This is a genomic window from Parabacteroides goldsteinii DSM 19448 = WAL 12034, assembly GCF_000969835.1.
Lineage (GTDB): Bacteria > Bacteroidota > Bacteroidia > Bacteroidales > Tannerellaceae > Parabacteroides > Parabacteroides goldsteinii.
Map to the genome: position 1 here is coordinate 1,098,501 of NZ_KQ033913.1, position 21,808 is coordinate 1,120,308.

Annotated in this window: 20 protein-coding genes and 2 pseudogenes; 13 read left to right on the forward strand and 9 right to left on the reverse strand. The window is 46.2% G+C overall.

Going from position 1 to position 21,808, the window contains the following annotated elements; genetic code table 11:
• Positions 1-182: 182 nt before the first annotated feature.
• Positions 183-689 carry a hypothetical protein gene (locus tag HMPREF1535_RS17460; protein WP_046146988.1) on the reverse strand — a complete coding sequence of 169 codons (507 nt, stop codon included), beginning with the start codon at positions 687-689 and terminating at the stop codon, positions 183-185.
• Positions 690-750: 61 nt separating this feature from the next.
• A pseudogene (locus HMPREF1535_RS17465) lies at positions 751-1,660 on the reverse strand (helix-turn-helix domain-containing protein).
• Positions 1,661-1,871: 211 nt separating this feature from the next.
• On the opposite strand from HMPREF1535_RS17465, the gene HMPREF1535_RS17470 reads away from it, so the two are divergent.
• The 5 genes from HMPREF1535_RS17470 to HMPREF1535_RS17490 all read left to right on the forward strand — a co-directional run bounded on the left by HMPREF1535_RS17470 (position 1,872) and on the right by HMPREF1535_RS17490 (position 8,618).
• Positions 1,872-2,975: an efflux RND transporter periplasmic adaptor subunit gene (locus tag HMPREF1535_RS17470; protein WP_046146989.1), complete on the forward strand. Its 1,104-nt coding sequence runs from the start codon at positions 1,872-1,874 to the stop codon at positions 2,973-2,975.
• A gap of 18 nt (positions 2,976-2,993) precedes the next feature.
• Positions 2,994-6,176, forward strand: coding sequence for an efflux RND transporter permease subunit (locus tag HMPREF1535_RS17475; RefSeq protein WP_046146990.1), 3,183 nt, complete (start codon positions 2,994-2,996; stop codon positions 6,174-6,176).
• An 18-nt stretch (positions 6,177-6,194) separates the two neighbouring features.
• A complete protein-coding gene (locus HMPREF1535_RS17480; RefSeq protein WP_046146991.1) occupies positions 6,195-7,556 on the forward strand; it encodes a TolC family protein in 1,362 nt (453 codons plus the stop codon).
• An 82-nt stretch (positions 7,557-7,638) separates the two neighbouring features.
• Entirely contained in the window at positions 7,639-7,944 is a 306-nt protein-coding gene (locus tag HMPREF1535_RS17485) for a hypothetical protein (RefSeq protein ID WP_046146992.1), read from the forward strand.
• 233 nt (positions 7,945-8,177) lie between these two features.
• Positions 8,178-8,618, forward strand: a complete 441-nt coding sequence (locus HMPREF1535_RS17490) for a helix-turn-helix domain-containing protein (protein WP_046146993.1) — start codon at positions 8,178-8,180, stop codon at positions 8,616-8,618.
• Between the two features lie 10 nt (positions 8,619-8,628).
• Here the strand turns inward: HMPREF1535_RS17490 and HMPREF1535_RS17495 are convergent, their stop codons facing one another.
• From HMPREF1535_RS17495 to HMPREF1535_RS17520, 7 genes and pseudogenes are all read right to left on the reverse strand, one after another.
• Positions 8,629-9,171 (reverse strand): flavodoxin, encoded by a 543-nt coding sequence (locus HMPREF1535_RS17495; RefSeq protein WP_046146994.1) that lies wholly within the window; start codon positions 9,169-9,171, stop codon positions 8,629-8,631.
• Between the two features lie 15 nt (positions 9,172-9,186).
• Positions 9,187-11,220: an alpha-ketoacid dehydrogenase subunit alpha/beta gene (locus tag HMPREF1535_RS17500; RefSeq protein WP_046146995.1), complete on the reverse strand. Its 2,034-nt coding sequence runs from the start codon at positions 11,218-11,220 to the stop codon at positions 9,187-9,189.
• Positions 11,221-11,238: 18 nt separating this feature from the next.
• Positions 11,239-12,117 carry a dihydrolipoamide acetyltransferase family protein gene (locus HMPREF1535_RS26505; RefSeq protein WP_392391977.1) on the reverse strand — a complete coding sequence of 293 codons (879 nt, stop codon included), beginning with the start codon at positions 12,115-12,117 and terminating at the stop codon, positions 11,239-11,241.
• Positions 12,111-12,609 (reverse strand): annotated as a pseudogene (locus tag HMPREF1535_RS26510) (biotin/lipoyl-containing protein); the annotation flags it as partial. The gene HMPREF1535_RS26505 and the pseudogene HMPREF1535_RS26510, both read right to left, overlap by 7 nt.
• Before the next feature lie 114 nt (positions 12,610-12,723).
• A complete protein-coding gene (locus HMPREF1535_RS17510) occupies positions 12,724-13,464 on the reverse strand; it encodes a lipoate--protein ligase family protein (RefSeq protein WP_046146997.1) in 741 nt (246 codons plus the stop codon).
• Positions 13,464-14,813 carry a dihydrolipoyl dehydrogenase gene (lpdA, locus tag HMPREF1535_RS17515; protein ID WP_046146998.1) on the reverse strand — a complete coding sequence of 450 codons (1,350 nt, stop codon included), beginning with the start codon at positions 14,811-14,813 and terminating at the stop codon, positions 13,464-13,466. The genes HMPREF1535_RS17510 and lpdA overlap by 1 nt, the downstream gene beginning before the upstream one ends.
• Positions 14,814-14,828: 15 nt before the next feature.
• A complete protein-coding gene (locus HMPREF1535_RS17520) occupies positions 14,829-15,431 on the reverse strand; it encodes a nitroreductase family protein (RefSeq protein ID WP_046146999.1) in 603 nt (200 codons plus the stop codon).
• A gap of 265 nt (positions 15,432-15,696) precedes the next feature.
• Here HMPREF1535_RS17520 and rpmB point away from each other — a divergent pair, with 265 nt between their 5' ends.
• The 8 genes from rpmB (at position 15,697) to porD (ending at position 21,799) form a co-directional block, all read left to right on the forward strand.
• Positions 15,697-15,936 carry a 50S ribosomal protein L28 gene (gene rpmB, locus HMPREF1535_RS17525; protein WP_005638129.1) on the forward strand — a complete coding sequence of 80 codons (240 nt, stop codon included), beginning with the start codon at positions 15,697-15,699 and terminating at the stop codon, positions 15,934-15,936.
• A gap of 18 nt (positions 15,937-15,954) precedes the next feature.
• Positions 15,955-16,143, forward strand: coding sequence for a 50S ribosomal protein L33 (gene rpmG / locus HMPREF1535_RS17530; protein ID WP_007657199.1), 189 nt, complete (start codon positions 15,955-15,957; stop codon positions 16,141-16,143).
• 16 nt (positions 16,144-16,159) lie between these two features.
• Complete coding sequence (locus tag HMPREF1535_RS25480; protein WP_005638125.1) at positions 16,160-16,312, forward strand: DUF4295 domain-containing protein; 153 nt, start codon at positions 16,160-16,162, stop codon at positions 16,310-16,312.
• A gap of 195 nt (positions 16,313-16,507) precedes the next feature.
• Positions 16,508-17,632, forward strand: coding sequence for a DNA polymerase III subunit beta (gene dnaN, locus HMPREF1535_RS17535; protein ID WP_007657184.1), 1,125 nt, complete (start codon positions 16,508-16,510; stop codon positions 17,630-17,632).
• A 10-nt stretch (positions 17,633-17,642) separates the two neighbouring features.
• Positions 17,643-18,416: a 3'-5' exonuclease gene (locus HMPREF1535_RS17540; protein WP_007657182.1), complete on the forward strand. Its 774-nt coding sequence runs from the start codon at positions 17,643-17,645 to the stop codon at positions 18,414-18,416.
• A 4-nt stretch (positions 18,417-18,420) separates the two neighbouring features.
• Positions 18,421-19,572: an iron-containing alcohol dehydrogenase gene (locus HMPREF1535_RS17545; RefSeq protein ID WP_046147000.1), complete on the forward strand. Its 1,152-nt coding sequence runs from the start codon at positions 18,421-18,423 to the stop codon at positions 19,570-19,572.
• A gap of 113 nt (positions 19,573-19,685) precedes the next feature.
• On the forward strand, positions 19,686-20,888 hold the full coding sequence (gene coaBC, locus HMPREF1535_RS17550) for a bifunctional phosphopantothenoylcysteine decarboxylase/phosphopantothenate--cysteine ligase CoaBC (protein WP_046147605.1): 1,203 nt from the start codon (positions 19,686-19,688) through the stop codon (positions 20,886-20,888).
• On the forward strand, positions 20,885-21,799 hold the full coding sequence (porD, locus tag HMPREF1535_RS17555; RefSeq protein WP_046147001.1) for a type IX secretion system protein PorD: 915 nt from the start codon (positions 20,885-20,887) through the stop codon (positions 21,797-21,799). Before coaBC ends, porD begins: the two co-directional genes overlap by 4 nt.
• The last annotated feature ends 9 nt before the right edge of the window (positions 21,800-21,808 follow it).

Genomic DNA, 21,808 nt, shown 5'->3' on the forward strand with positions numbered 1-21,808 from the left:
TTTTTTTTCTTAGCTGTTGTAAAATTATAAAATGCCCAAAGATAATAGCCAACCGCATTTGTATCTATACAAGTGCTCTCTTTTGTTTTGTCTGAACTCTAAAAAAATCAATTTATTAATGGTTTAAACGGCTCTCTTGAGATAGGGAGCGCAATTTATTTACATATGAAAGATTGCTGTTTTTATTTCTTTTTGCGGGTAGCGTAGACTCTTGCGAGTGTAATCCAATCTCCTGCAGGGCTTTTGGCAATACTGCGCCAGGTGAATGAATTATCGGTGATATCGGAGAAAATCCATTTCATAGCTTTTGAGGTTATTTCAGTGAGGATGATTTCGTCACCTTCCTTGCGTGCTTCGAGACGTGCACATTCTTCGGGGCATCCATAGAATATTTCCCAAACTTGTCTTTCGATATTGAACAAGCGGATGGTGGTTCCGTAGGCGGCATCGGGCTGAATATCAGTGAGCCGCTCTGCTCTTGAAGGGACAATGAAAACGTCTTGTACGGCCATACCGTCGAGTACCCATGAGAATATCCATTCGCCTTTCATACGGCGTGGGGTGGAGGTATTGAGTCGGTCGTTCCAGTCGAGGTCCCATTCGCCAATGACTTTTCCGAAGTAATTGAATTCTTCAGGTATTCTCTCATTCTTACATTTGCAAACTAGTGCTTCTTCAAATTCTTTCATGATCTTCTATTTAATAGTGTTCAAAGGTTATTACTCAGCAAATATAGCAAAAAACAACAAACTATTCTACCCTCGCATCACGATAACGTGCGGGGGACATGCCGGTGTGAGCTTTTACAAACTTGCCGAAGAAAGATTGGTTGGGGAAGTTGAATTCTTCTGCTATCTCTTTGATGGATTTGTCGGAGTGTTTCAGGCGGTGTTTGATATGCTCGATGGCTGTTTCGTTGATTAGTTCCAAAGGTGTCCTTCCACATGTTTTCTTGACGACTTTCGACAGATATTTGGGGCTGTAAAAGAGCGCATCGGCAAAATAAGATACCGAACGGTGCATGCCATTGTCTGCCGATAACTTTTCAGCGAATTTCCGGAAAATATAATCAGCCTGTTTAATCCCCTCTTTCGCATGTCCGACCTCTCCCAGTTCGATGGCTTCTTTGTGGAGAGTTCCCAGCATCTCACAGAAAAGTGCGGAAAACAGATGTTGTATTACTTCTTTATGATAATGATGAGGATCGTCGTTTATCTTTGCAACGATTAAATCCTTGTAATAAAAAAAAGATTTCATTTTTGTTTTCACCAACGTGCTTTATCGGATTATTATGTATATAGATGGCCGTATTCCATGTCACTTTCTCCATTTTGAGGACACGTTGCAGGAAGCGGGTGGAGAAACCGGCAAGCCTGATTTTATTCCTGGGACTTAACATAATATGGCTGATGATGGTATTGGGAAGGCCAAGTAGCAGGTCGCCATCTTCCAATTGATAAGTTTTGCGGTTTATATCCAGCTGAATGCAGCCTTCCACGCAAATAGCCAGAAGAAAACAATCTAATCGTACCGTATCATTACCGGTTGGAGCTCCTTCCAGGCTGTTCACTATTGCAAAATCGTCATCTATATAATCGATGATGTGCTCGTTGGTCTTAAAGTCTTCTATACTGACAGTTTTGATTTCTTCATTTTCCATACACTCTATTTTTGTTTTTGCAAATTTGGCGAATAACCGGACAACTAAGATGTTCTATTTCACTACTTTGATGTTCTGTATTCCGCATGGGTGTATAAAATTAGCGTAAAAAAGCGATGGTGGGGGAAAATAAGACATCCTTGGAGAGAAATGGGGCACTATGGCTATGTTCCTTTCGTCTACATTTGTCCCAGTTTTTAATAGCAATAGTATGAATAAAACAAGTAAAAAATGGATACGGCTGATAGGGATTGTCGGTTGTATGATGTGGATGGCATCCTGTAAACAAGCTCCGGATGCACAGATGAAATCTTCTTATTCAATTATGAAAGTGGCTCCGGCGGACAAAGAGCTTACTTCTTCTTATTCGGCGACGATACGTGGGCGGCAGGATATCGACATTTATCCTCAGGTATCAGGAACTATCGAGAAACTTTACGTAACTGAAGGGCAAAAAGTACGTCGTGGGCAAGTGCTGTTCGTTATTGACCAGGTGCCTTACAGGGCAGCTCTCAAAACGGCTACTGCTAACGTGGAAGCGGCACGTGCCGCACTGGCAACAGCAGAATTGACCTATAACAGTAATAAGGAACTGAATGCTCAGAAGGTCGTTTCGGACTTTAGTCTGCAAACAGCTGAGAACACTTTCCTCTCTGCCAAAGCACAATTGGCACAGGCCGAAGCGCAGGAACTGAATGCACGCAATAACCTCTCTTATACGGAAGTGAAAAGTCCGTGCGATGGTGTTGTGGGCGCATTGCCTTACCGTGCAGGTGCATTGGTGAGCGCGAGTATACCGCAGCCGTTGACGACAGTAAGCGACAATTCCGATATGTATGTTTATTTTTCCATGACTGAAAACCAGTTGCTGGCCCTGACCCGCGAGCACGGAAGCATGGATGATGCATTGAAGAACATGCCGGAAGTGGAACTGAAGCTGAACGATAATTCGGTTTACGACAAAAAAGGAATCATAGAATCCATCAGCGGAGTCATCGACCGGCAGACAGGTACGGTGGTGGCACGTGTGGTATTCCCCAACGAATCGCGATTGCTTCATAGCGGAGCATCGGGCACGGTAGTGATACCGAGCGTTTATAAAGACTGTATCGTTGTCCCGCAGGGGGCGACTGTCCGGTTGCAGGATAAGACTGTTGTCTATAAGGTTGTGGACGGCAAGGCTGTCTCCACCCTGATAACCGTAGCCGGTATTAACGACGGGCGCGAATATGTCGTGCTCGACGGGTTGAAAGCCGGTGATGAAATTGTATCGGAAGGTGCCGGGTTGGTACGCGAAGGTACTGTCGTAAAATAAAACAAGGAGAAAAAGAATATGAAAGGAAACATATTTATAAAACGGCCGGTGATGGCTATCTGTATCTCCGTGCTGATTTTGGTGATAGGGCTTATTTCGCTCTTTACGCTGCCGGTGGAACAGTATCCCGACATTGCGCCGCCTACGGTTTATGTAACCGCTTCTTACACGGGAGCCGATGCCGATGCTGTGATGAACAGTGTTGTCATGCCGCTGGAAGAAAGTATAAACGGGGTGGAGAACATGATGTATATTACTTCCACTGCTACTAATGCCGGTTCGGCAACTATACAGGTATATTTCAAGCAGGGGACAGACCCGGATATGGCAGCTGTCAATGTACAGAACCGTGTATCCAAGGCACAGGGACTTTTGCCGGCGGAGGTAACAAGGATTGGTGTGACTACACAGAAACGCCAGACCAGCTTCCTGCAAATCGGTGCAATGGTCTGCACCGACGGTCGTTACGACCAGACTTTCCTCGCCAATTATCTGGACATCAATGTTGTTCCCCAAATCAAACGTATTGAAGGTGTGGGTGATGTAATGGAATTGGGTGATACATACAGTATGCGTATCTGGTTGCGTCCGGAACGGATGGCGCAGTACGGCCTTGTCCCTTCGGACGTGACGGCAGTGCTGGGCGAACAGAATATCGAAGCGCCTACCGGTTCGCTGGGAGAAAATTCGGAGAATGTTTTCCAGTTCACGATGAAGTATCGCGGACGTTTGAAAAGCGTGGAAGAGTTTCAGAACACCGTTATCCGTTCGCAGAGCGACGGTTCCGTACTTCGCTTGAAAGATGTGGCTAATGTGGAACTGGGTACGTTGACGTACAGTTTCCGTAGCGAGATGGACGGTAAACCGGCTGTTCTTTTCATGATGTTCCAGACAGCAGGTTCCAATGCAACCGCTGTCAACAAACAAATAACTGCCCAGATGGAGCAGATGGAGAAGAGCTTACCGGAAGGGACGGAGTTCGTCACGATGATGAGTTCGAACGACTTCCTATTCGCTTCCATACATAATGTGGTGGAGACGCTTGTTATTGCCATCATCCTGGTTATCCTGGTGGTGTACTTCTTCCTGCAGGACTTGAAGAGTACGCTTATCCCGTCTATTTCTATTATAGTGTCGCTGGTCGGAACATTTGCCTGCCTTGTGGCGGCAGGGTTCAGTCTCAATATCTTGACGCTGTTTGCCTTGGTACTTGCCATCGGAACGGTGGTAGATGATGCCATTGTGGTGGTCGAGGCGGTGCAGTCGAAGTTCGATGCCGGATATAAGTCGTCTTATCTCGCTACGAAAGATGCGATGGGCGATGTGACGATGGCTATCGTTTCCTGTACCTGTGTATTTATGGCAGTGTTTATCCCTGTAACATTTATGGGCGGAACGTCGGGTGTGTTCTATACACAGTTCGGTATCACGATGGCTACTGCGGTAGGTATCTCCATGATTTCGGCGTTGACTCTTTGCCCGGCTCTGTGTGCCATTATGATGCGTCCGTCGGATGGAACGAAGAGTGCAACGAGTATCAACGGACGGGTACGTGCGGCTTATAATGCTTCGTTCAATGCTGTGCTGGGTAAATATAAGAAAGGTGTAATGTTCTTTATCCATCATCGCTGGATGGTGTGGACTTCGCTGGTGGCTGCCATCGTTCTGCTGGTTTATCTGATGAATACCACTAAGACGGGACTCGTGCCGCAGGAAGACCAGGGCGTTATTATGGTGAACGTAAGTACTTCGCCGGGAAGCACGCTGGAAGAAACAAACAAGGTAATGAACAAGCTGGAAGATATTTTGAATAATACTCCTGAAATAGAACACTATGCCCGTGTTGCCGGATATGGACTTATGTCCGGGCAGGGTACTTCTTACGGAACAATTATCGTTCGCCTGAAAGACTGGAGCGAGCGAAAAGGGAAGGAGCACAACTCCGATGCCGTGGCTGCACGCCTCAATGCACAGTTCTACGGTATAAAGGAAGCACAGATATTCAGTTTCCAGCCCGCCATGATTCCGGGGTACGGTATGGGTAATTCCCTTGAACTGAACCTTCAGGACAGAACGGGTGGCGATATGGCTACATTCTATAATTCGTCGATGCAGTTTCTCGGTGCGCTCAATCAGCGTCCGGAAATAACGATGGCCTATACTTCTTATGCGATGAACTTCCCGCAGATATCGGTAGATGTCGATGCGGCAAAATGTAAACGTGCAGGTATCTCACCGAGCACCGTACTCGATGCCTTGGGCAGTTATTGCGGTGGCGCTTATATCTCGAACTTCAACCAGTTCGGTAAAGTATACCGCGTAATGATGCAGGCTTCGCCCGAATACCGCCTGGACCAGCAGTCTTTGGATAATATGTTCGTGCGTAACGGAGCGGAAATGGCTCCTATCAGCCAGTTCGTGACATTGACGGAAGTGCTCGGACCGGAAACGTCCAACCGTTTCAATCTGTATAGCACCATTACAGCGAATGTGAACCCGGCCGAAGGATATTCATCCGGTGAGGTGCAGAAGGCTATCGAAGAGGTGGCAGCACAGAGTCTGCCGGCAGGATATGGATATGAATACGGCGGTATGGCCCGCGAAGAGGCCGGCAGTAGCGGTGCACAGACGGTTTTCATTTATGCTATTTGTATATTCCTTATTTATCTGATTCTGGCTTGTCTTTATGAGAGCTTCCTGGTTCCGTTTGCCGTTATCTTCTCCGTGCCGTTCGGGTTGATGGGTAGCTTCCTGTTCGCCAAGATATTCGGATTGGAAAATAACATTTACTTGCAGACAGGTGTGATTATGTTGATTGGTTTGCTGGCAAAGACGGCTATCTTGATTACGGAGTACACCATCGAACGCCGCCGCAAAGGAATGGGGATCGTCGAATCGGCTTATTCAGCCGCACAGGTTCGTCTGCGTCCTATCCTGATGACGGTGTTGACGATGATTTTCGGTATGTTGCCGTTGATGTTCTCCAGCGGTGCAGGTGCCAACGGAAACAGTTCGTTGGGTACGGGTGTCGTTGGCGGTATGGCTGTCGGAACACTGGCGTTGCTGTTTGTGGTTCCGGTATTCTATATCATCTTTGAATATCTACAGGAAAAGATACGTAAACCGATGGAAGAAGAAGCCGACGTGCAGGTGTTGCTGGAACAGGAGAGAAGTGCAGCCGAACGTGGCGGCGTTGAATAATCAATAAATAAAAGGAATATGAAAAAGATAATTCTGTTAACGACTGTATCTGCCTTGTTAAGCAGTTGCGGCATATACAGCAAATATAAACCCGCTACCACCGTCCCCGACCATCTCTATGGCGAGGAAGTGGTGGCAGAAGATACCGCCAGCTTCGGTAACATGGAATGGCGTGAACTCTTCACTGACCCGCAGCTGCAACAACTTATCGAACATGGTTTGCAGAACAACACCGATTACCAGTCGGCCCAACTCCGTGTGGAGCAGGCCGAAGCGACTTTGATGTCTGCAAAACTGGCATTCCTTCCTTCTTTCGCCTTTACGCCGCAGGGATCTGTGAGTAGTTTCGACGGTCGTAAGGCAACGCAGACTTACTCGTTGCCTATCACCGCCAGCTGGGAACTGGATATCTTCGGACGTATGCGTAATGCGAAAGAACAAGCTAAAGCACTATTTGCCCAAAGCCGTGACTATCAGCAGGCGGTCCGCACCAAGCTGATAGCCGGTATAGCCAACACCTACTATACTTTGCTGATGTTGGACGAGCAGCTTTACATCACGCGCCAGACGGAAGAAGCATGGAAAGAAACCGTTGCTTCCACCCGTGCCCTGATGAAAGCCGGCTTGTCCAACGAATCAGCCGTATCGCAGATGGAAGCGGCATATTACCAGGTACAGTCCTCCGTGCTGGACCTGAAGGAGCAGATAAACCAGGTGGAAAACAGTCTCGCCCTTTTGTTGGCTGAGACTCCGCGATATTATGAACGGGGAGAGTTGGGAGTACAACAGTTCCCCGACAATTTCTCCCTCGGTGTTCCCATGCAGATGCTGGCAAACCGTCCCGATGTCCGTTCGGCCGAAAGGACGCTGGAAGCCGCTTTCTACGGAACCAACCAGGCGCGTTCCGCTTTCTATCCCTCGATAACATTGAGCGGTAGCGCGGGATGGACGAACAATGCCGGTTCGATGATTGTAAACCCAGGCAAGTTCCTTGCTTCGGCAGTAGGTTCACTGACACAGCCACTGTTTGCCCGTGGGGAGATTATCGCCCAGTACAAGATTACCAAACTGCAACAGGAAGAGGCGGCCCTTGCCTTCCAGCAATCATTGCTGAATGCCGGAAGCGAGGTAAATGACGCTCTGACTGCTTGCCAAACCAGCCGTGAAAAGAGTTTCTTGCTGGACAAGCAAATCACGTCCCTGGAAGCAGCATTAAAAAGCACTTCTCTGTTGATGGAGCACGGCACGACCACCTATCTGGAAGTGTTGACCGCCAGGCAGAGTCTGCTCAGCGCACAACTAACCCGTACCGCCAACCGTTTTACTGAGATACAAAGCGTGATTAATCTCTACAGGGCTTTGGGGGGCGGAAGAGAATAGCCCACTGTTTTTTATTTTTCGTACAACAAAGGAGGGGTTGCCTGGAAAGTGATTTTAGGGCAGCCCGTTTTTATGCCTTTCAGTGATAAGATTATACAATAATAGTCTCTGCCTGTGGCCCTCGGCCTATACCGATTTTTCGGTGGCCTCCACTCCCTGGAAAGAGGGGAAAGGAGACCTTGTCCGTTCGGTCGGGAAGAACTCACTGCTGCTCCTGAATCTGCCTCCCGATAAACGCGGTTTGATCCACGAAAACGATATTTCTTCCCTGATTCTCCGCTTTGCTCCTGTACGTTGCAATAAGGCCCGGATTATTATAAACGAGGCAAGGGATGTTTCGCAACTATCGGAGATAGGCTTTTATAAGGCTTCAGAAGAAGAAATATAATGTATATAATGCCAGGCTGATTAGCGCGGCAATATTGAAGGTCTACGGCAGTGCCTCGCTAAATAGTATGGCATTTTTGCAGTTGGAGGAAATGCCTTTTTAAATAAGCCGGCACTATTGTAGGACTCCGAAATTGCCGCGCTAATCAGCCTGGCAATATTTTTATTTGTCCGGACTTGTTTCTCCGCTTTTTATCCCTTATCTTTACCTGCGTAACTTTAAAAGAACAACGCATGAGCCATAAATTTCCTACCATATCGGTCACCAAGCTGTTTGTAAGCATCGACCCTCGTCCGGCAACCGAAGAAGAGCGCTGGATGGGTCTTCCTGCTATTGTTCCCGGTTATTGTCCGAGCGGCAATACGTTTATCGATCATTTTATGCCGTTGCTTCATGCCGGAGGGGCGCTTCCGGTGGAGTATTATGCCAAGGAACTTGAAGTGAGCGTCTCCGATTTAAACGGTGCAATAAAGGTGCTGGCCGGTACGTCGGTCGCGAAGTTTATCGAAGACTATTCGCTGGAGATGGCCAAATACATGCTAGCGCATAGTAAATCTGAAATACGGGCGGTAGCACAACGTTGTGGTTATAGTCCCAGCGGCCTGTTCCGGGTTTTCCGGCGACGCTTTAAGATGTCGCCGGAAGATTGGCGGTGGAACTATCGTATTTCTTGACGAGGAACGATCAGCAGTTAAATTCTTCGTCGGAAGAAGGGGCACCCTTCTCAAACTCGGTTTTTAGCTGTCCGACCCATTTCCGGACTCTTTCATCGGTTTTATCGGACTGGTTCTCTATGTCCAGTATCAATCCGAGGAATTGCCCGTTTTGCAGTGCACCGGATCGGTTGAAATGGTATCCTTCCGGCGACGTCCTTCCAACCAGGGTGGCTCCCCGGTCGGTGAAGGCCTTTGCCAGAATGCCGATTCCATCGGCGAAATTGTCCGGATACTTCTTCTGGTCTCCCAATCCGAAGAGGGCGACTTTCTTGCCGGTCAGGTCGAGACCGGTAAGTTCGGGGAGCGTCTCGTCCCAGTAGGTCGGCAATTCGCCGTCGAACCAGGTGGAAGAGCCAGCGATGATATATTCATATGCATTAAACTCCTTTTCTTCAGATTGTTCGACAGGAATGATATCGACGATATCTTCTCCGAACGCTTCCTTTATCTTTTTGGCGACAGCAGCAGTCTTAGCTGTCGCGGTTCCATAAAATAATCCTATTTTTTTCATTATTCGTTTGCTTTTTTAGTAATCCAACAATTCTTTTGCCGCCTTATAAATCTTCTCTTCATTCGGCAGGATTGCCTTTTCGAGTATCGGGTTGAATCCGACGGGGGTGAAGAGGGAGCCGACGCGCTGTATCGGTGCGTCCAGGTATTGGAACAGTTCGGCGCCAATCATACTGGCAATTTCCGCCCCGAAACCGGAGAAGACCTTGTCTTCATGCACAATCAGGACTTTGCTTGTCTTTCTGACAGAGTCGAAAATAGTCTCTTTATCTAACGGTATCAGGGAGCGGAGGTCGATAACTTCGACATTCCGGTTATGTTCCCGTTGTAACCGTTCGGCAACGTTGAGGCAGAGATGCGTGGTATTACCGTAAGTGATAATGCTCATATCGTCTCCCGGACGGCGGATGCGTGCTTTGCCGAAAGGAACCTCGAAGTCATCGGGAACCACGGCCGAGGCTTCCACCGCATTATACAAAGCCTTCGGTTCGAGGAATAGGGTGAACCCTTTCGAACGCATGCTTGTCCGGAGCAATCCGGCGGCATCATCGGCAAATGAAGGGTAAACGATTCGTGCACCTGGCAAGGTCGTCAGTGCCCCTTCTATCGTTTGCGAATGATACAGGCCGCCGCCGATGTATCCGCCCGAAGCCAGACGAAGCGTGATGTTGGGCGTGAACTGTCCGTAGCTTCTCCAATATTCATGGGTACATTCCACATACTGCTCGACTGCCGGCCAGAAATAGTCGGCAAACTCGGCGCCTTCTATCACGACATGTATTTTGGGGTCGAAACGGCACATGCCGTTGGCCGTGCCGACGATATAGTCTTCGGCAATCGGAGCGTTGAAGACACGGGCGTCGCCAAACTCCTGCTGCATCCCTTTCGAGATGTTGAAGACGCCGCCTTTTTCTTTATTGGCAATATCCTGTCCCCAAATGAAGGTGTCTGGATTATACCGGAACTCCGCTTTCAGCGTCTTGTTGATGGCAGTGACCAATGTCTCTTTTTCTCCCTTTTCATCGTGTGGTATGCCATCTGTATACTTCCGGGGAATATAAGGTTCGGGCAAGACAAAATCAGTAACCGTGGCTGGGTCAGGGTCGGGAGCGGCAAGCGCTTTCCGGTTGGCTGCGGACAGGTCTTTCTTTGCTTTGTCTTCTATCTCCTTTAACTCTTCTTCGGTGAAACGTTTATAGCGGAGAAGCATGCGGCGGAACTTATACAAAGGGTCTGCCGCCTTTACATAATTCAGCTCGTTTTCATCGCGGTATAACGTATGTTTGTCTGAGTTCGAATGCGAACCGATACGTACGCAGTTGGCCTGAACGATGACCGGCGTACGGTTGAGGGCATACTCTTTGGCCTCCGTCATGGCGTTCATGGAGTCGAAGACGTCTTTGCCGTTGCAATGGATAATCTTCAGGTTCTTGAACCCCGAGAAGTTGTCGGCAACCTTGCGGTTGGCGGTCTGGTCTTCTTTCGGGACGGAAATGCCATATCCATTATCCTGGATGACGAAAATGACAGGCAAGCGTTCAGTGCTGGCACCGTTGATTGCTTCGTAGACGAAGCCTTCGGAAGTGGCCGATTCACCGTGGGAAGTGATAGCAACTCCCTTGTGCCCGTAGTAAACCATGGCACGCCCGACGCCGGCAGCATGCAAATCATGTGTGCCGGTTGCGGAGGATATATTTTCGATGTTCCATTCTGTTTTTGCAAAATGGTTGGACATGTGGCGGCCTCCGCCTGTCAGGTCGGTCGCCTTGGAGATGCCGTTGAGTATAATTTCTTCGGGAGTCATTCCTGCCGACAGGACGGTGAGCATGTCGCGGTAATAAGGGAACAGGAAATCTTCTCCCTTTTTGAAAACCTGCCCGACCGCAAGCTGAATCCCATCATGTCCGGCGTAGGGAGCATGATACGACCAGCCCAGCGATTGCAGCAGGTAGGCAGGGGCCTTTTCGTCGAGAGCCCGGCCGAGTGTCATCAGATAGAACCACTTTTGCAGCGTTTCTTTGTCTGTATTTTTTATATCGTACTTTTTCATGTTTAATTGATTTACTTATTAAAGATTCCAGTTTTCCAGATAATCGGCAATGCGGCGGAGGAAAGCACCTCCCAGGGCACCGTTGATAAGACGGTGGTCGTATGACAGGGACAGATACATTTTATGCCGGATTCCGATGGTGTCGCCTTCCGGTGTTTCGATGACCGCCGGCTTTTTCTCTATATAACCGACTCCCAGGATGGCAACCTGTGGTTGGTTGATGATTGGTGTAGCGAACAGGTTCTTGAATGTACCGAAGTTCGTGATTGTGAAGGTGCCTCCCTGAATATCGTCCGGCGCGAGTTTGTTGTCGCGTGCCTTGTTTGCCAGGGTGTCTATGGCGACAGCCAGGCCATTCAGGTTCAGCTTGTCGGCGTCGCGAACAACCGGGACAATCAGATTTCCGTCATCCAGCGAGACTGCGATTCCTACATTGATATGTTTCTTCAGAATGATTTGATAGCCATTGACGGAGGCGTTTACCTGGGGAAATTCGGACAAGGCTTTTGCCGTTGCCTCCGTAATGGCCGGCATATAAGTCAAGCTGATGCCTTCCCGTTTCCGGAATGTCTCCTTGTTGCGTGAGCGCCATTGAACCAGTTTGGTGACATCCACTTCCACGACAGTTGTCACATGGGGCGATACGTTCTTCGACATAACCATATGGTCGGCGATAATCTTGCCTACACGGTCCATTTCCATCACCTTGTCTTCGCTGCCGGCTGATACCGGGGCGGAAGATATTACTTGTGAAGCGGGAGCGGAAGATGCCGGACTTGTCTGTGCCGGTTTGGTCTGTGAAGCCGGAGCCGGTTTACTTTCAGTTACAGTCTGTGAGGCTGGTTGGGATTGCGTTTTCGTTGTCGCACCTTTCTTTCCGGAGAGATAATCTTTCATATCTTTTTTACTCAGGCGCCCCATATAGCCAGTTCCTGGAATCCGGTCCAGTTCATCCTGCGACAGATTAGCGTCGCGGGCCATCTGAAGTACGACGGGTGAATACCATCTTTCGTCTTCTTTGGCGGCCTGTGCTTTAGGGACGGGAGCGGCGGAGGGAACGTTCTTGTCATTTGCCGGTGTTTCAGCAAATTCTTTTTCGGGAATGGTCGTATGGGCGGCTGTATCATTATCCGTATCATCTTCCGAGCCTTCGAGTCCGATAATGGCAACGGTTGTGCCAACCGCAACGGTGTCGCCTTCCTGGAATAATATTTCAAGGACTTTCCCGGCAACGGGAGAGGGGATTTCCGCGCTTACTTTGGCTGTGCTTACTTCAAAGAGTACGTCGTCCTCATTGATAGAGTCGCCGGTTTTTACAGACCAGGAGATAATCGTTCCTTCTGTAATGCTTTCGCCCAGCTTGGGCATTTTTATTTCAAATGTAGCCATAATATAATTAACTTTTATCTTTTTGTTTATCGCCGGATGAATAAATCAAACGGACGTGTCCGGGTTTATTCTATTGTTTTAATGGAACAAGGAAGGGAGGGTGAAAGTTCTATATTACAGGGTGTAAGTATTGAAAATCCAGTTTACGTCTGCATATTTTTTATTCCTTAACAACCGGATTTCTTCCAGGTCGTGGCAGGTGAATTCGTATGGTTCGCTGGAGGTGTTTTCGTTGGAGAAATAATCGGATAAAGACTGTTTGAATTCGTCGATGGAAACGGAAACAGGCAGCTTGTCCGCCAGGTTGGTTACCGGGCTTTTTACTGATGGAACGTAATAAGGATGTGCCGTAACTTCCCCGCCGGTATATTCGGGAGAAGGCTGAAGGGCCCGGTCGAGTATCTCCAAATCTGTGGAGAAAAGGAGCGTGGCATGATGCAGCATTCTCTGTTTATGGATAGCTTGCGCGCTGCCCGAAATTTTCAGGCCGTCGATTGTCAGCCCCTGCCTTTCGTCGGAACGGGCATGTAGTCCGTAATGTTTCAGAAAGCAGATAATACTTTCGGTAAATACGGAAGAGCGTATCTGATTGCTGTTTTCGATGAAAGTGAGGTTCAGGTTTCCCATATCGTGATAAACGGCACCGCCACCGGAATAACGGCGTGCCAGCCTGATTCGTTTTTGCCGGGCATATTCGATATCCGTTTCTGCCCGTATATTCTGGTATTTGCCGATAACGACAGCCGGTTCATTTTGCCACAGCATGAAGATATCTTCTGAGAAATTCTTTAGGAGGTATTCTTCTGCGGCAAGATTGAACCAGGCGTCTGTATGGGTGTTATGAATGCAAAGCATTATAAATATAAGCTTTCGTGGATGACTTCCCCGACTGTCGGGTGGGGGAAGATGTTCTTTTTGAATTCTTCGGTGGTAAAGCCGTTCCCGATGGCGATGCCGGCTGCGATGATGATTTCGGAAGCCGGATTTCCCAGAAGGTGGCAACCGATAATACGGTCGTCGGTATCCGTTATTAGTTTGCACAGTCCGGCGAACGATTCGTTCTCGGCCATAAAGCGTCCGGAGTAGGTCATCGGTATCTTTACTACATTATATATAATACCGGCAGCCTGTAACTCCTCTTCTGTCTTTCCTACGCCGGCAACTTCCGGATTGGTGTAGACCACGGCCGGGACAGCCTTATAACTCATCCGGTCATCGTGTCCCAGTAAGTGGTTGATGGCGACTTCCGCTTCCCGATATGCAGTATGGGCCAGCATGGAAAAGCCGGTGATGTCCCCACAGGCATAGACGTTAGGGTGGGAGGTTTGCATGTATTCGTTTACCTTTATGCCGTTTCGGAGAAGTTCGATGCCCAGTGTTTCGATGCCCAGGTTTTTTGTGTTGGCTTTTCGTCCGACACTGACCAGTATCTTGTTGGCCTCAATTGTCTCAGTCTTTCCGTCCTTTTCCACAATCACGCTGTCGGGTGTGACTTCGATGACTTTTGTCTCAAGAAAGAATTCGACGCCCTTTTTGGTATATTCGGACCGCAGCATTGCTGATATCTCTTTATCCATCGTACCGAGTATCTCGGGCATCATCTCGATAACCTTCACTTTAACCCTCATGCTGTTGAAGAAAGAGGCGAATTCGATTCCGATTACTCCGCCACCGATAATAGCAATCGACCGGGGAAGTTCTTTCACATCCAGTGCTTCTTTCGAAGTCCAGTAAGCAATCTCCGACAATCCTTTTATCGGTGGAATGACGGTTTCCGAACCGGTACAAAGCAAGATATTCTTTACCGCAAAAACTTCCTCGCCGCACTGAATCAATATATATCCGTCTTCCTCTCCCCGGATTACAGCTTCTCCCTGTATGATTGTCACGCCGTTGCCGTTCAGCTTGGCTTTGACACCCAGTGTCAGTTTTTTGACGGTCTTATTTTTACGTGCGATAATTTTGCCCAGGTCGAAGCTCGGGGCATTGTCTACCTGGATTCCGTATTTGGCGGCGCTCTTTATGCTATCCAGTATTTTGGCTGAATATAATAATGTCTTAGTCGGAATACAGCCTTCGTTCAGGCAAACCCCGCCAATGGCATTCTTCTCAAAGAGGATTGTTTTTAATCCATTTTCGGCGGCCCGTTCACCGGCTGTATAGCCGGCCGGTCCTCCTCCGATAATGGCTATGTCATATTTCATAACCTGCAAATTAAATTATTCAAAAGTAAAGAAACGTTCCTGGATGGGATTGAATTCTTTTTCTCCCGGCTTTTGGGTCGGTGTTCCGAACGGCATTTGTGCGATAAGCTTCCAGTTCGGATTGAGTTTCCATTCATTTTGCACCTTTTCATCGATTAAAGGATTGTAATGTTGAAGGGAAGCGCCTAAACCGGCATCCTCCAGCATCGTCCAGATAGCGAACTGGTGCATGGCAGAAGTCTGTTGCGACCAGACAGGGAAATTATCCTTGTAGCTGGGAAATGCTTTCTGCAAATTTTCAACCACTTCCATATCTTCAAAGAACAAGACGATGCCATATCCGCAATCGAAGCTGGTATTTATTTTGGCAAGTGTCTTTTTAAAAGCTTCTGCCGGAACGATAGCTTTCAATGCTTCTTTGGTGATGTCCCAGAACTTCTTATGATTTTTGCCCAAAAGAAGAACGATTCGTGTCGACTGCGAGTTGAAGGCAGAAGGTACGTTTTTCACTGCGAATGCGATGAGTTCTTTAATCTCATGGTCCGAAATAGGAGAGTTGTTGGTGATGTTATAGTAGGTTCTCCTGTGTTCTACTGCTTCTTTAAAGTTTCTAGTCATAATTTTTACGTAAGTATTTATGTTTATTATTATTACTAGAACCAATAAAGTTGTATTTTTGTTGTACGGAAGCTTGTATGTATTTATAAGTGAAATTTATTGGCGTTTTGTGTGGAATAATCAAAAATAATTTTTACCTTTGCGCCCTGTAAAGAGAGAAACTCTATTAGAATCTTCGTTCTGATCATGATGCTAGTTCGGAAAGGGAAGACAGATAGCAGGAGTTGTAATTAATTTATTGCGTTAATAAAAAAAGAAGATAGCAATGTCTAAAATTTGTCAAATTACCGGAAAGAAAGCAATGGTTGGCAACAACGTTTCTCACTCTAAGAGAAGAACGAAACGTAAGTTTGATGTTAACCTGTTTACTAAAAAGTTCTACTGGGTAGAACAGGATTGTTGGGTTAGCCTGAATATTTCAGCCGCAGGCTTGCGTACTATCAATAAGCTGGGCTTAGATGCAGCAATTAAAAAAGCAGCTGAAAAAGGTTATTTAAACGCTTAATTTGGAGGAAAATAAGAAATGGCAAAGAAAGCAAAAGGTAACAGAGTTCAGGTAATCATGGAATGTACTGAACACAAAGAAAGTGGTATGCCGGGTACATCCAGATACATCACTACTAAGAATAGAAAAAATACTACTCAGAGATTGGAGTTGATGAAATACAACCCGATCCTGAAGAAGATGACTTTACACAAAGAAATTAAGTAATAGGAGATTTTAAACGATGGCAAAAAAAGCAGTTGCAACATTTAAGAAAGGTGACGGTCGTACTTACTCAAAAGTAATTAAGATGGTTAAGTCTCCGAAGACTGGTGCTTACATCTTCCAGGAAGAAATGATTCCTAATGAAGCTGTAAAAGATTATTTCGCGAAATAATCTTTCCTAATAAAGATATAGAAAAGAGGTTCTTCGATATGAAGGGCCTCTTTTTTTGTTCTTTCCTTTCTGCTGAAAAGAACATAAAAGATAGCCTCACTAATCAAATATTTTTTTACTTTTGTATGGGCGTTTGCGATATGCCCTGACTATATTGTCAAATAATAAAATTAATAATATAAACAATTAAGAACCATGAGATTTGATGTATCCAGCACTGCGCTGTTATCCCGTTTGCAGTCTATCAGCAAAGTTATTGCGTCTAAGAACTCTTTACCGATCCTCGACAGCTTCCTGTTCGACCTTGATGGTAATAAACTGACTATAACAGCTTCGGATGCTGAAACACGTCTGGTTACTTCTGTTGAGGTGATGAATTCAAAAGGTACCGGACTTTTCGCTGTTTCTGCCAAGATTCTGCTCGATCCGTTGAAGGAACTGCCGGAACAACCGCTTACTTTTGATATCAATGACGAAAACCTGGAAATCTTTATCCATTTCCAGAACGGTAAATATAATTTTATCGGACAGAAAGGGGATACTTATCCACTCCAAAAGCCGTTGAATGATAACGCAATTGCAATCATTGTGGATTCACAAATGTTGCTGAACGGCATCAGCCGCTCGCTTTTCGCAACTGCCGACGACGAACTTCGTCCGGTGATGAACGGTATCTATTTTGATATCCATACAGACGATTTGACGTTTGTCGCATCAGACGGACATAAGCTGGTTCGTTTGCGTAATCTTTCAGTGAAATCACCGGAAAGAGCTTCTTTCATTTTGCCTAAAAAGCCGGCTAACCTACTGAAGAACCTGCTGGGTAAGGAAACAGAAATGGTTAATATCAAGTTTGATGATAACAATGCTTATGTGAACTGTGCGAACTTTGAAATGGTTTGCCGTCTGATCGAAGGCCGTTATCCGAATTATAACAGCGTTATTCCACAGGAAAATCCGTTTAAGGTTACTATTGACCGCATCTCTTTCCTGAATGCATTGAAACGTGTATCTGTTTTCTCTAATCCGGCAAGCAGCCTGGTTAAATTGCAGTTGAAGGAAAGTGAAATGGTGGTTTCCGCACAGGATATCGACTTCTCCACTTCTGCTGAAGAAAAGATTGTTTGCCAGTTTGACGGAACAGAATTGAATATCGGTTTCAAGGCAACTTATCTGATTGAAATATTAAGTAACATCAATTCGGAAGAAGTAATTCTCGAATTGGCAGACCCCTCACGTGCCGGCTTAATTGTTCCTGCTGAAAACGAAGAGAACGAGGACCAGCTGATGCTGCTTATGCCAATGATGTTGAATGACTAATAAATAAGAAATGCAATTAAACCTGAAAAACCCGATAGTCTTCTTCGACCTGGAGACTACGGGTATAAATATAGTAAAAGACCGTATCGTTGAAATCTCTTTTGTGAAAGTTCACCCTAACGGCAAGGAAGAATCAAAAACGAGACGGATCAATCCGGAAATGCCCATTCCACCGGAGTCGACAGCGATTCACGGTATTACGGACGAAGATGTAAAAGATTGCCCGACCTTTAAAGAAATAGCCAAATCGCTGGCGGCACAGATTGAAGGCTGTGATCTGGCCGGATATAATTCCAACCGTTTTGATATCCCTCTGCTGGCAGAAGAATTCCTTCGTGCCGGGGTAGATATTGATTTGAACAAACGTAAATTTGTCGATGTGCAGACCATTTTTCATAAGATGGAGCAACGTACATTATCGGCTGCCTATAAGTTTTATTGTGACAAAAGCCTCGAAAATGCTCACACGGCAGAGGCTGATACAATGGCGACTTATGAGATTTTGAAAGCTCAGTTAGACCGTTATCCGGACGATTTGCAGAATGATATCGACTTCTTATCCAAATATTCCAGTTTTACTAACAATGTCGATTTTGCTGGTCGTATGATCTACAATGAAGATGGTAAAGAGGTCATTAACTTTGGTAAATACAAGGGAAAGTTGGTGGAAGAAGTTCTGAAAACAGACCCCGGATATTATTCCTGGATTATGAATGGAGACTTCCCGCTGAATACGAAGAAGATTCTTACCGAAATCAAATTGAGAGGTTTTAATTCGAAATAACGCAATGAATAACTTTGAGTTTGCTAATCCTGTAAAAGTTGTATTCGGGAAAGGTACAATTGCACGTTTATCAGCCTTGATTCCTGCCGGAAGTAGAGTGTTAATGGTCTATGGAGGCGGAAGTATTAAGAAAAACGGAATCTATGACCAGGTGACAAATGCATTGAACGGTTTTGAAGTGACTGAATTTTCAGGAATCGAAGCCAATCCGCATTATGAAACCTGCATGAAAGCCGTTGATGTCGTTAAAGAGAAAAATATTGATTTCCTGCTGGCAGTAGGAGGCGGTTCGGTTATAGATGCCACCAAGTTCATTGCCGCAGCTTATTATTATGAAGGCGAACCTTGGGATATTTTATCCAAAGGCGGTGTGATTAAGAAAGCATTGCCACTGGGTGTCGTATTGACATTATCGGCTACCGGTTCCGAAATGAATGAGCGTTCTGTTATTTCACGTGCCGAAACCCGTGAGAAACTGAATTTTGCATCTCCGTTGGTATTTCCGCAGTTTGCAATACTTGATCCGGAAGTAACTTATTCATTACCGGCGAGACAGGTAGCCAATGGTGTTGTCGATTCATTTATTCATGTCGTAGAGCAATATCTTACTTATCCGGTTAATGCCAAGGTACAGGATGCTTTTTCCGAAGGACTGATGAAAGTGATCTATGAGGAAGGTCTCAAGGTGTTGGATAATCCGCATGATTATGATATCCGTGCCAATCTGATGTGGGCCGCTACCAATGCTTTGAACGTATGGATCGGACAAGGGGTTCCTCAGGATTGGTCGTCTCACCGTATGGGATATGCACTGACTGCCCAATTCGGCCTGGACCATGCACAGACGTTGGCAATACTTTTGCCGGGCGTTATGACATATATGTTTAAGGAGAAACAAGTAAAACTGGCCCGTATAGGTGAAGTAGTTTTCGGTATAACCGGCGGAACGGAAGAAGAACGTGCCCGTCAAACAATCACGGCCTGCGAAGATTTTTTCCGCCGGATGGGGTTGAATACCCGTTTGAGTGAATGTGGCATTACAGAAAACGACTTGGATGCATTGGCTGCTCCTGTGGATAAACAAGGCTGGCATCTGGGTGAACATCACAATATTGACAGTAAGGTAACGCGCGATATCTTATTGTTGCGTTTATAAGGAAAAAGATACATCCGGGAGGAAAATTAATTCCATCCGGGAGAAAGTCAAATTTCTCTCGGATGAAACTAAAATCCCTTTCGGATGAATATTTATTTGAATGAATAAGAATGATGCTGAAAGGTAAACATATCATATTAGGAATTACAGGAAGTATAGCTGCTTATAAAGCTGCTTATATTATCCGTGCATTGGTAAAGAAAGGTGCCGAGGTACAGGTTGTAATAACACCTGCTGGGAAAGAGTTTATTACACCGATAACACTCTCTGCCTTAAGTAGTAATCCCGTTATCAGTGAGTTTTTCTCTAACCGCGACGGCTCGTGGCACAGCCATGTCGATTTGGGACTGTGGGCAGATGCCATGCTGATTGCTCCGGCAACAGCGTCGACAATCGGCAAGATGGCTAATGGAATAGCCGATAACATGCTGGTGACAACTTACCTGTCTTGCAAAGCACCCGTTTTCATCGCTCCGGCAATGGACCTGGATATGTTTGCCCATCCTTCTACACAACAGAATCTGGACCGTCTCCGTTCATTCGGAAACCATATCATCGAACCAGCTGAAGGTGAATTGGCAAGCCATCTGGTAGGTAAAGGCAGGATGGAGGAACCGGATAAGATTATAGCTGTTCTGGAAGAGTTTTTCGCTTCCCGCACCGTCCTTGAAAAAAAAAAGATTGTAATAACAGCCGGTCCGACGTACGAAAAGATTGATCCCGTACGTTTTATAGGTAACTATTCTTCCGGGAAGATGGGATTTGCACTGGCAGAGGCCTGTGCACAGCAAGGGGCCGAAGTTACATTGATAGCCGGCCCGGTATCGTTGACGACCACGCATCCGAATATACAACGGATTGATGTGGAATCTGCCGAAGAAATGTATCAGGCGGCCATGACGGCTTTTCCCGAAGCGGATGCCGGTATATTATGTGCGGCTGTAGCCGATTATCGTCCGGAGATACAAGCAGACGAAAAGATCAAACGCGAAAGTAAAGGGGAAATGATGCTTCACCTGGTTCCGAACAAAGATATTGCTGCCTCCTTAGGGGCAATTAAACGGGAAGGACAGGTTCTGGTCGGTTTTGCTTTGGAGACAAATAACGAAGCAACGAATGCCGAAAGCAAATTGAAGCGGAAAAATCTCGATTTCATCGTGTTGAACTCGCTTCGTGACGTAGGCGCTGGTTTCCGTTGCGATACCAATAAGATATCCATTATCGACCGTCAGGGAGAAACAACCGGTTATCCGTTGAAATCAAAACAAGGGGTAGCTGTTGATATCGTAAATAAGTTGGCAACATTATTGAAATGAAAATGATTAAAAGACTGTTATTCCTGTTCCTGTTGGGAACTACATCCTTTATCGGTTATGCGCAAGATAGAGCAAACGAGTTTAATGCCCAGGTCAAAATCAACAGTGATAAGATCCAGGGGACTAATAAGCAGGTATATACTACTTTGCAGGACGCTTTGACTCAGTTTATCAATACCCGGAAATGGACGGATGCAACTTTTGGTATCAACGAACGGATTGACTGTACTTTTAATATCATTATCAACGAGGCTACTGATAACAGTTATAAGGCTGAATTGCAGATTCAGGCTAGTCGTCCGGTGTACAACTCAAGTTATGTAACGACTTTGCTGAATTTCCGTGATACACAATTAGACTTTGATTACACAGAGTTCGAACAGTTGGAATATACGGAGAATACGTTAAACAGTAACCTGATCGCTACTGTTGTTTTCTATTTATATACGATTCTGGGACTCGATTTCGACAGCTTTTCACCTAGAGGCGGAACAGCTTTTTTCCAACAAGCGCAACAGGTTGTCACCCTGGCGCAGTCTCAAATGTCGTGGAACGGTTGGAAAGCCTTTGACAGTGACCGTAACCGGCACGCAATAGCAACAGCATTGAATGAAAATGCTTCGGAAGGATATCGTGACATGTGGTATAATTATCACCGGAAAGGTCTCGATGAAATGGCTGCTAATGTGGATCGTGGACGTACTACGATCTTGTCTTTATTGCCGACATTGGAGGAATTGAAGAAAACCCGTCCGACATCTGTCCTGTTACAAATGTTTGCCGATTCCAAATTGGATGAAGTTGTTGCCATATATTCCAAAGCAACTACGACCGAAAAGCAGGAAGGATACAAAATGCTTTCTAACCTGTATCCGGCAATGACAACCCGTTTGGAGCCACTTAAAAAGTAAAAGAGAATT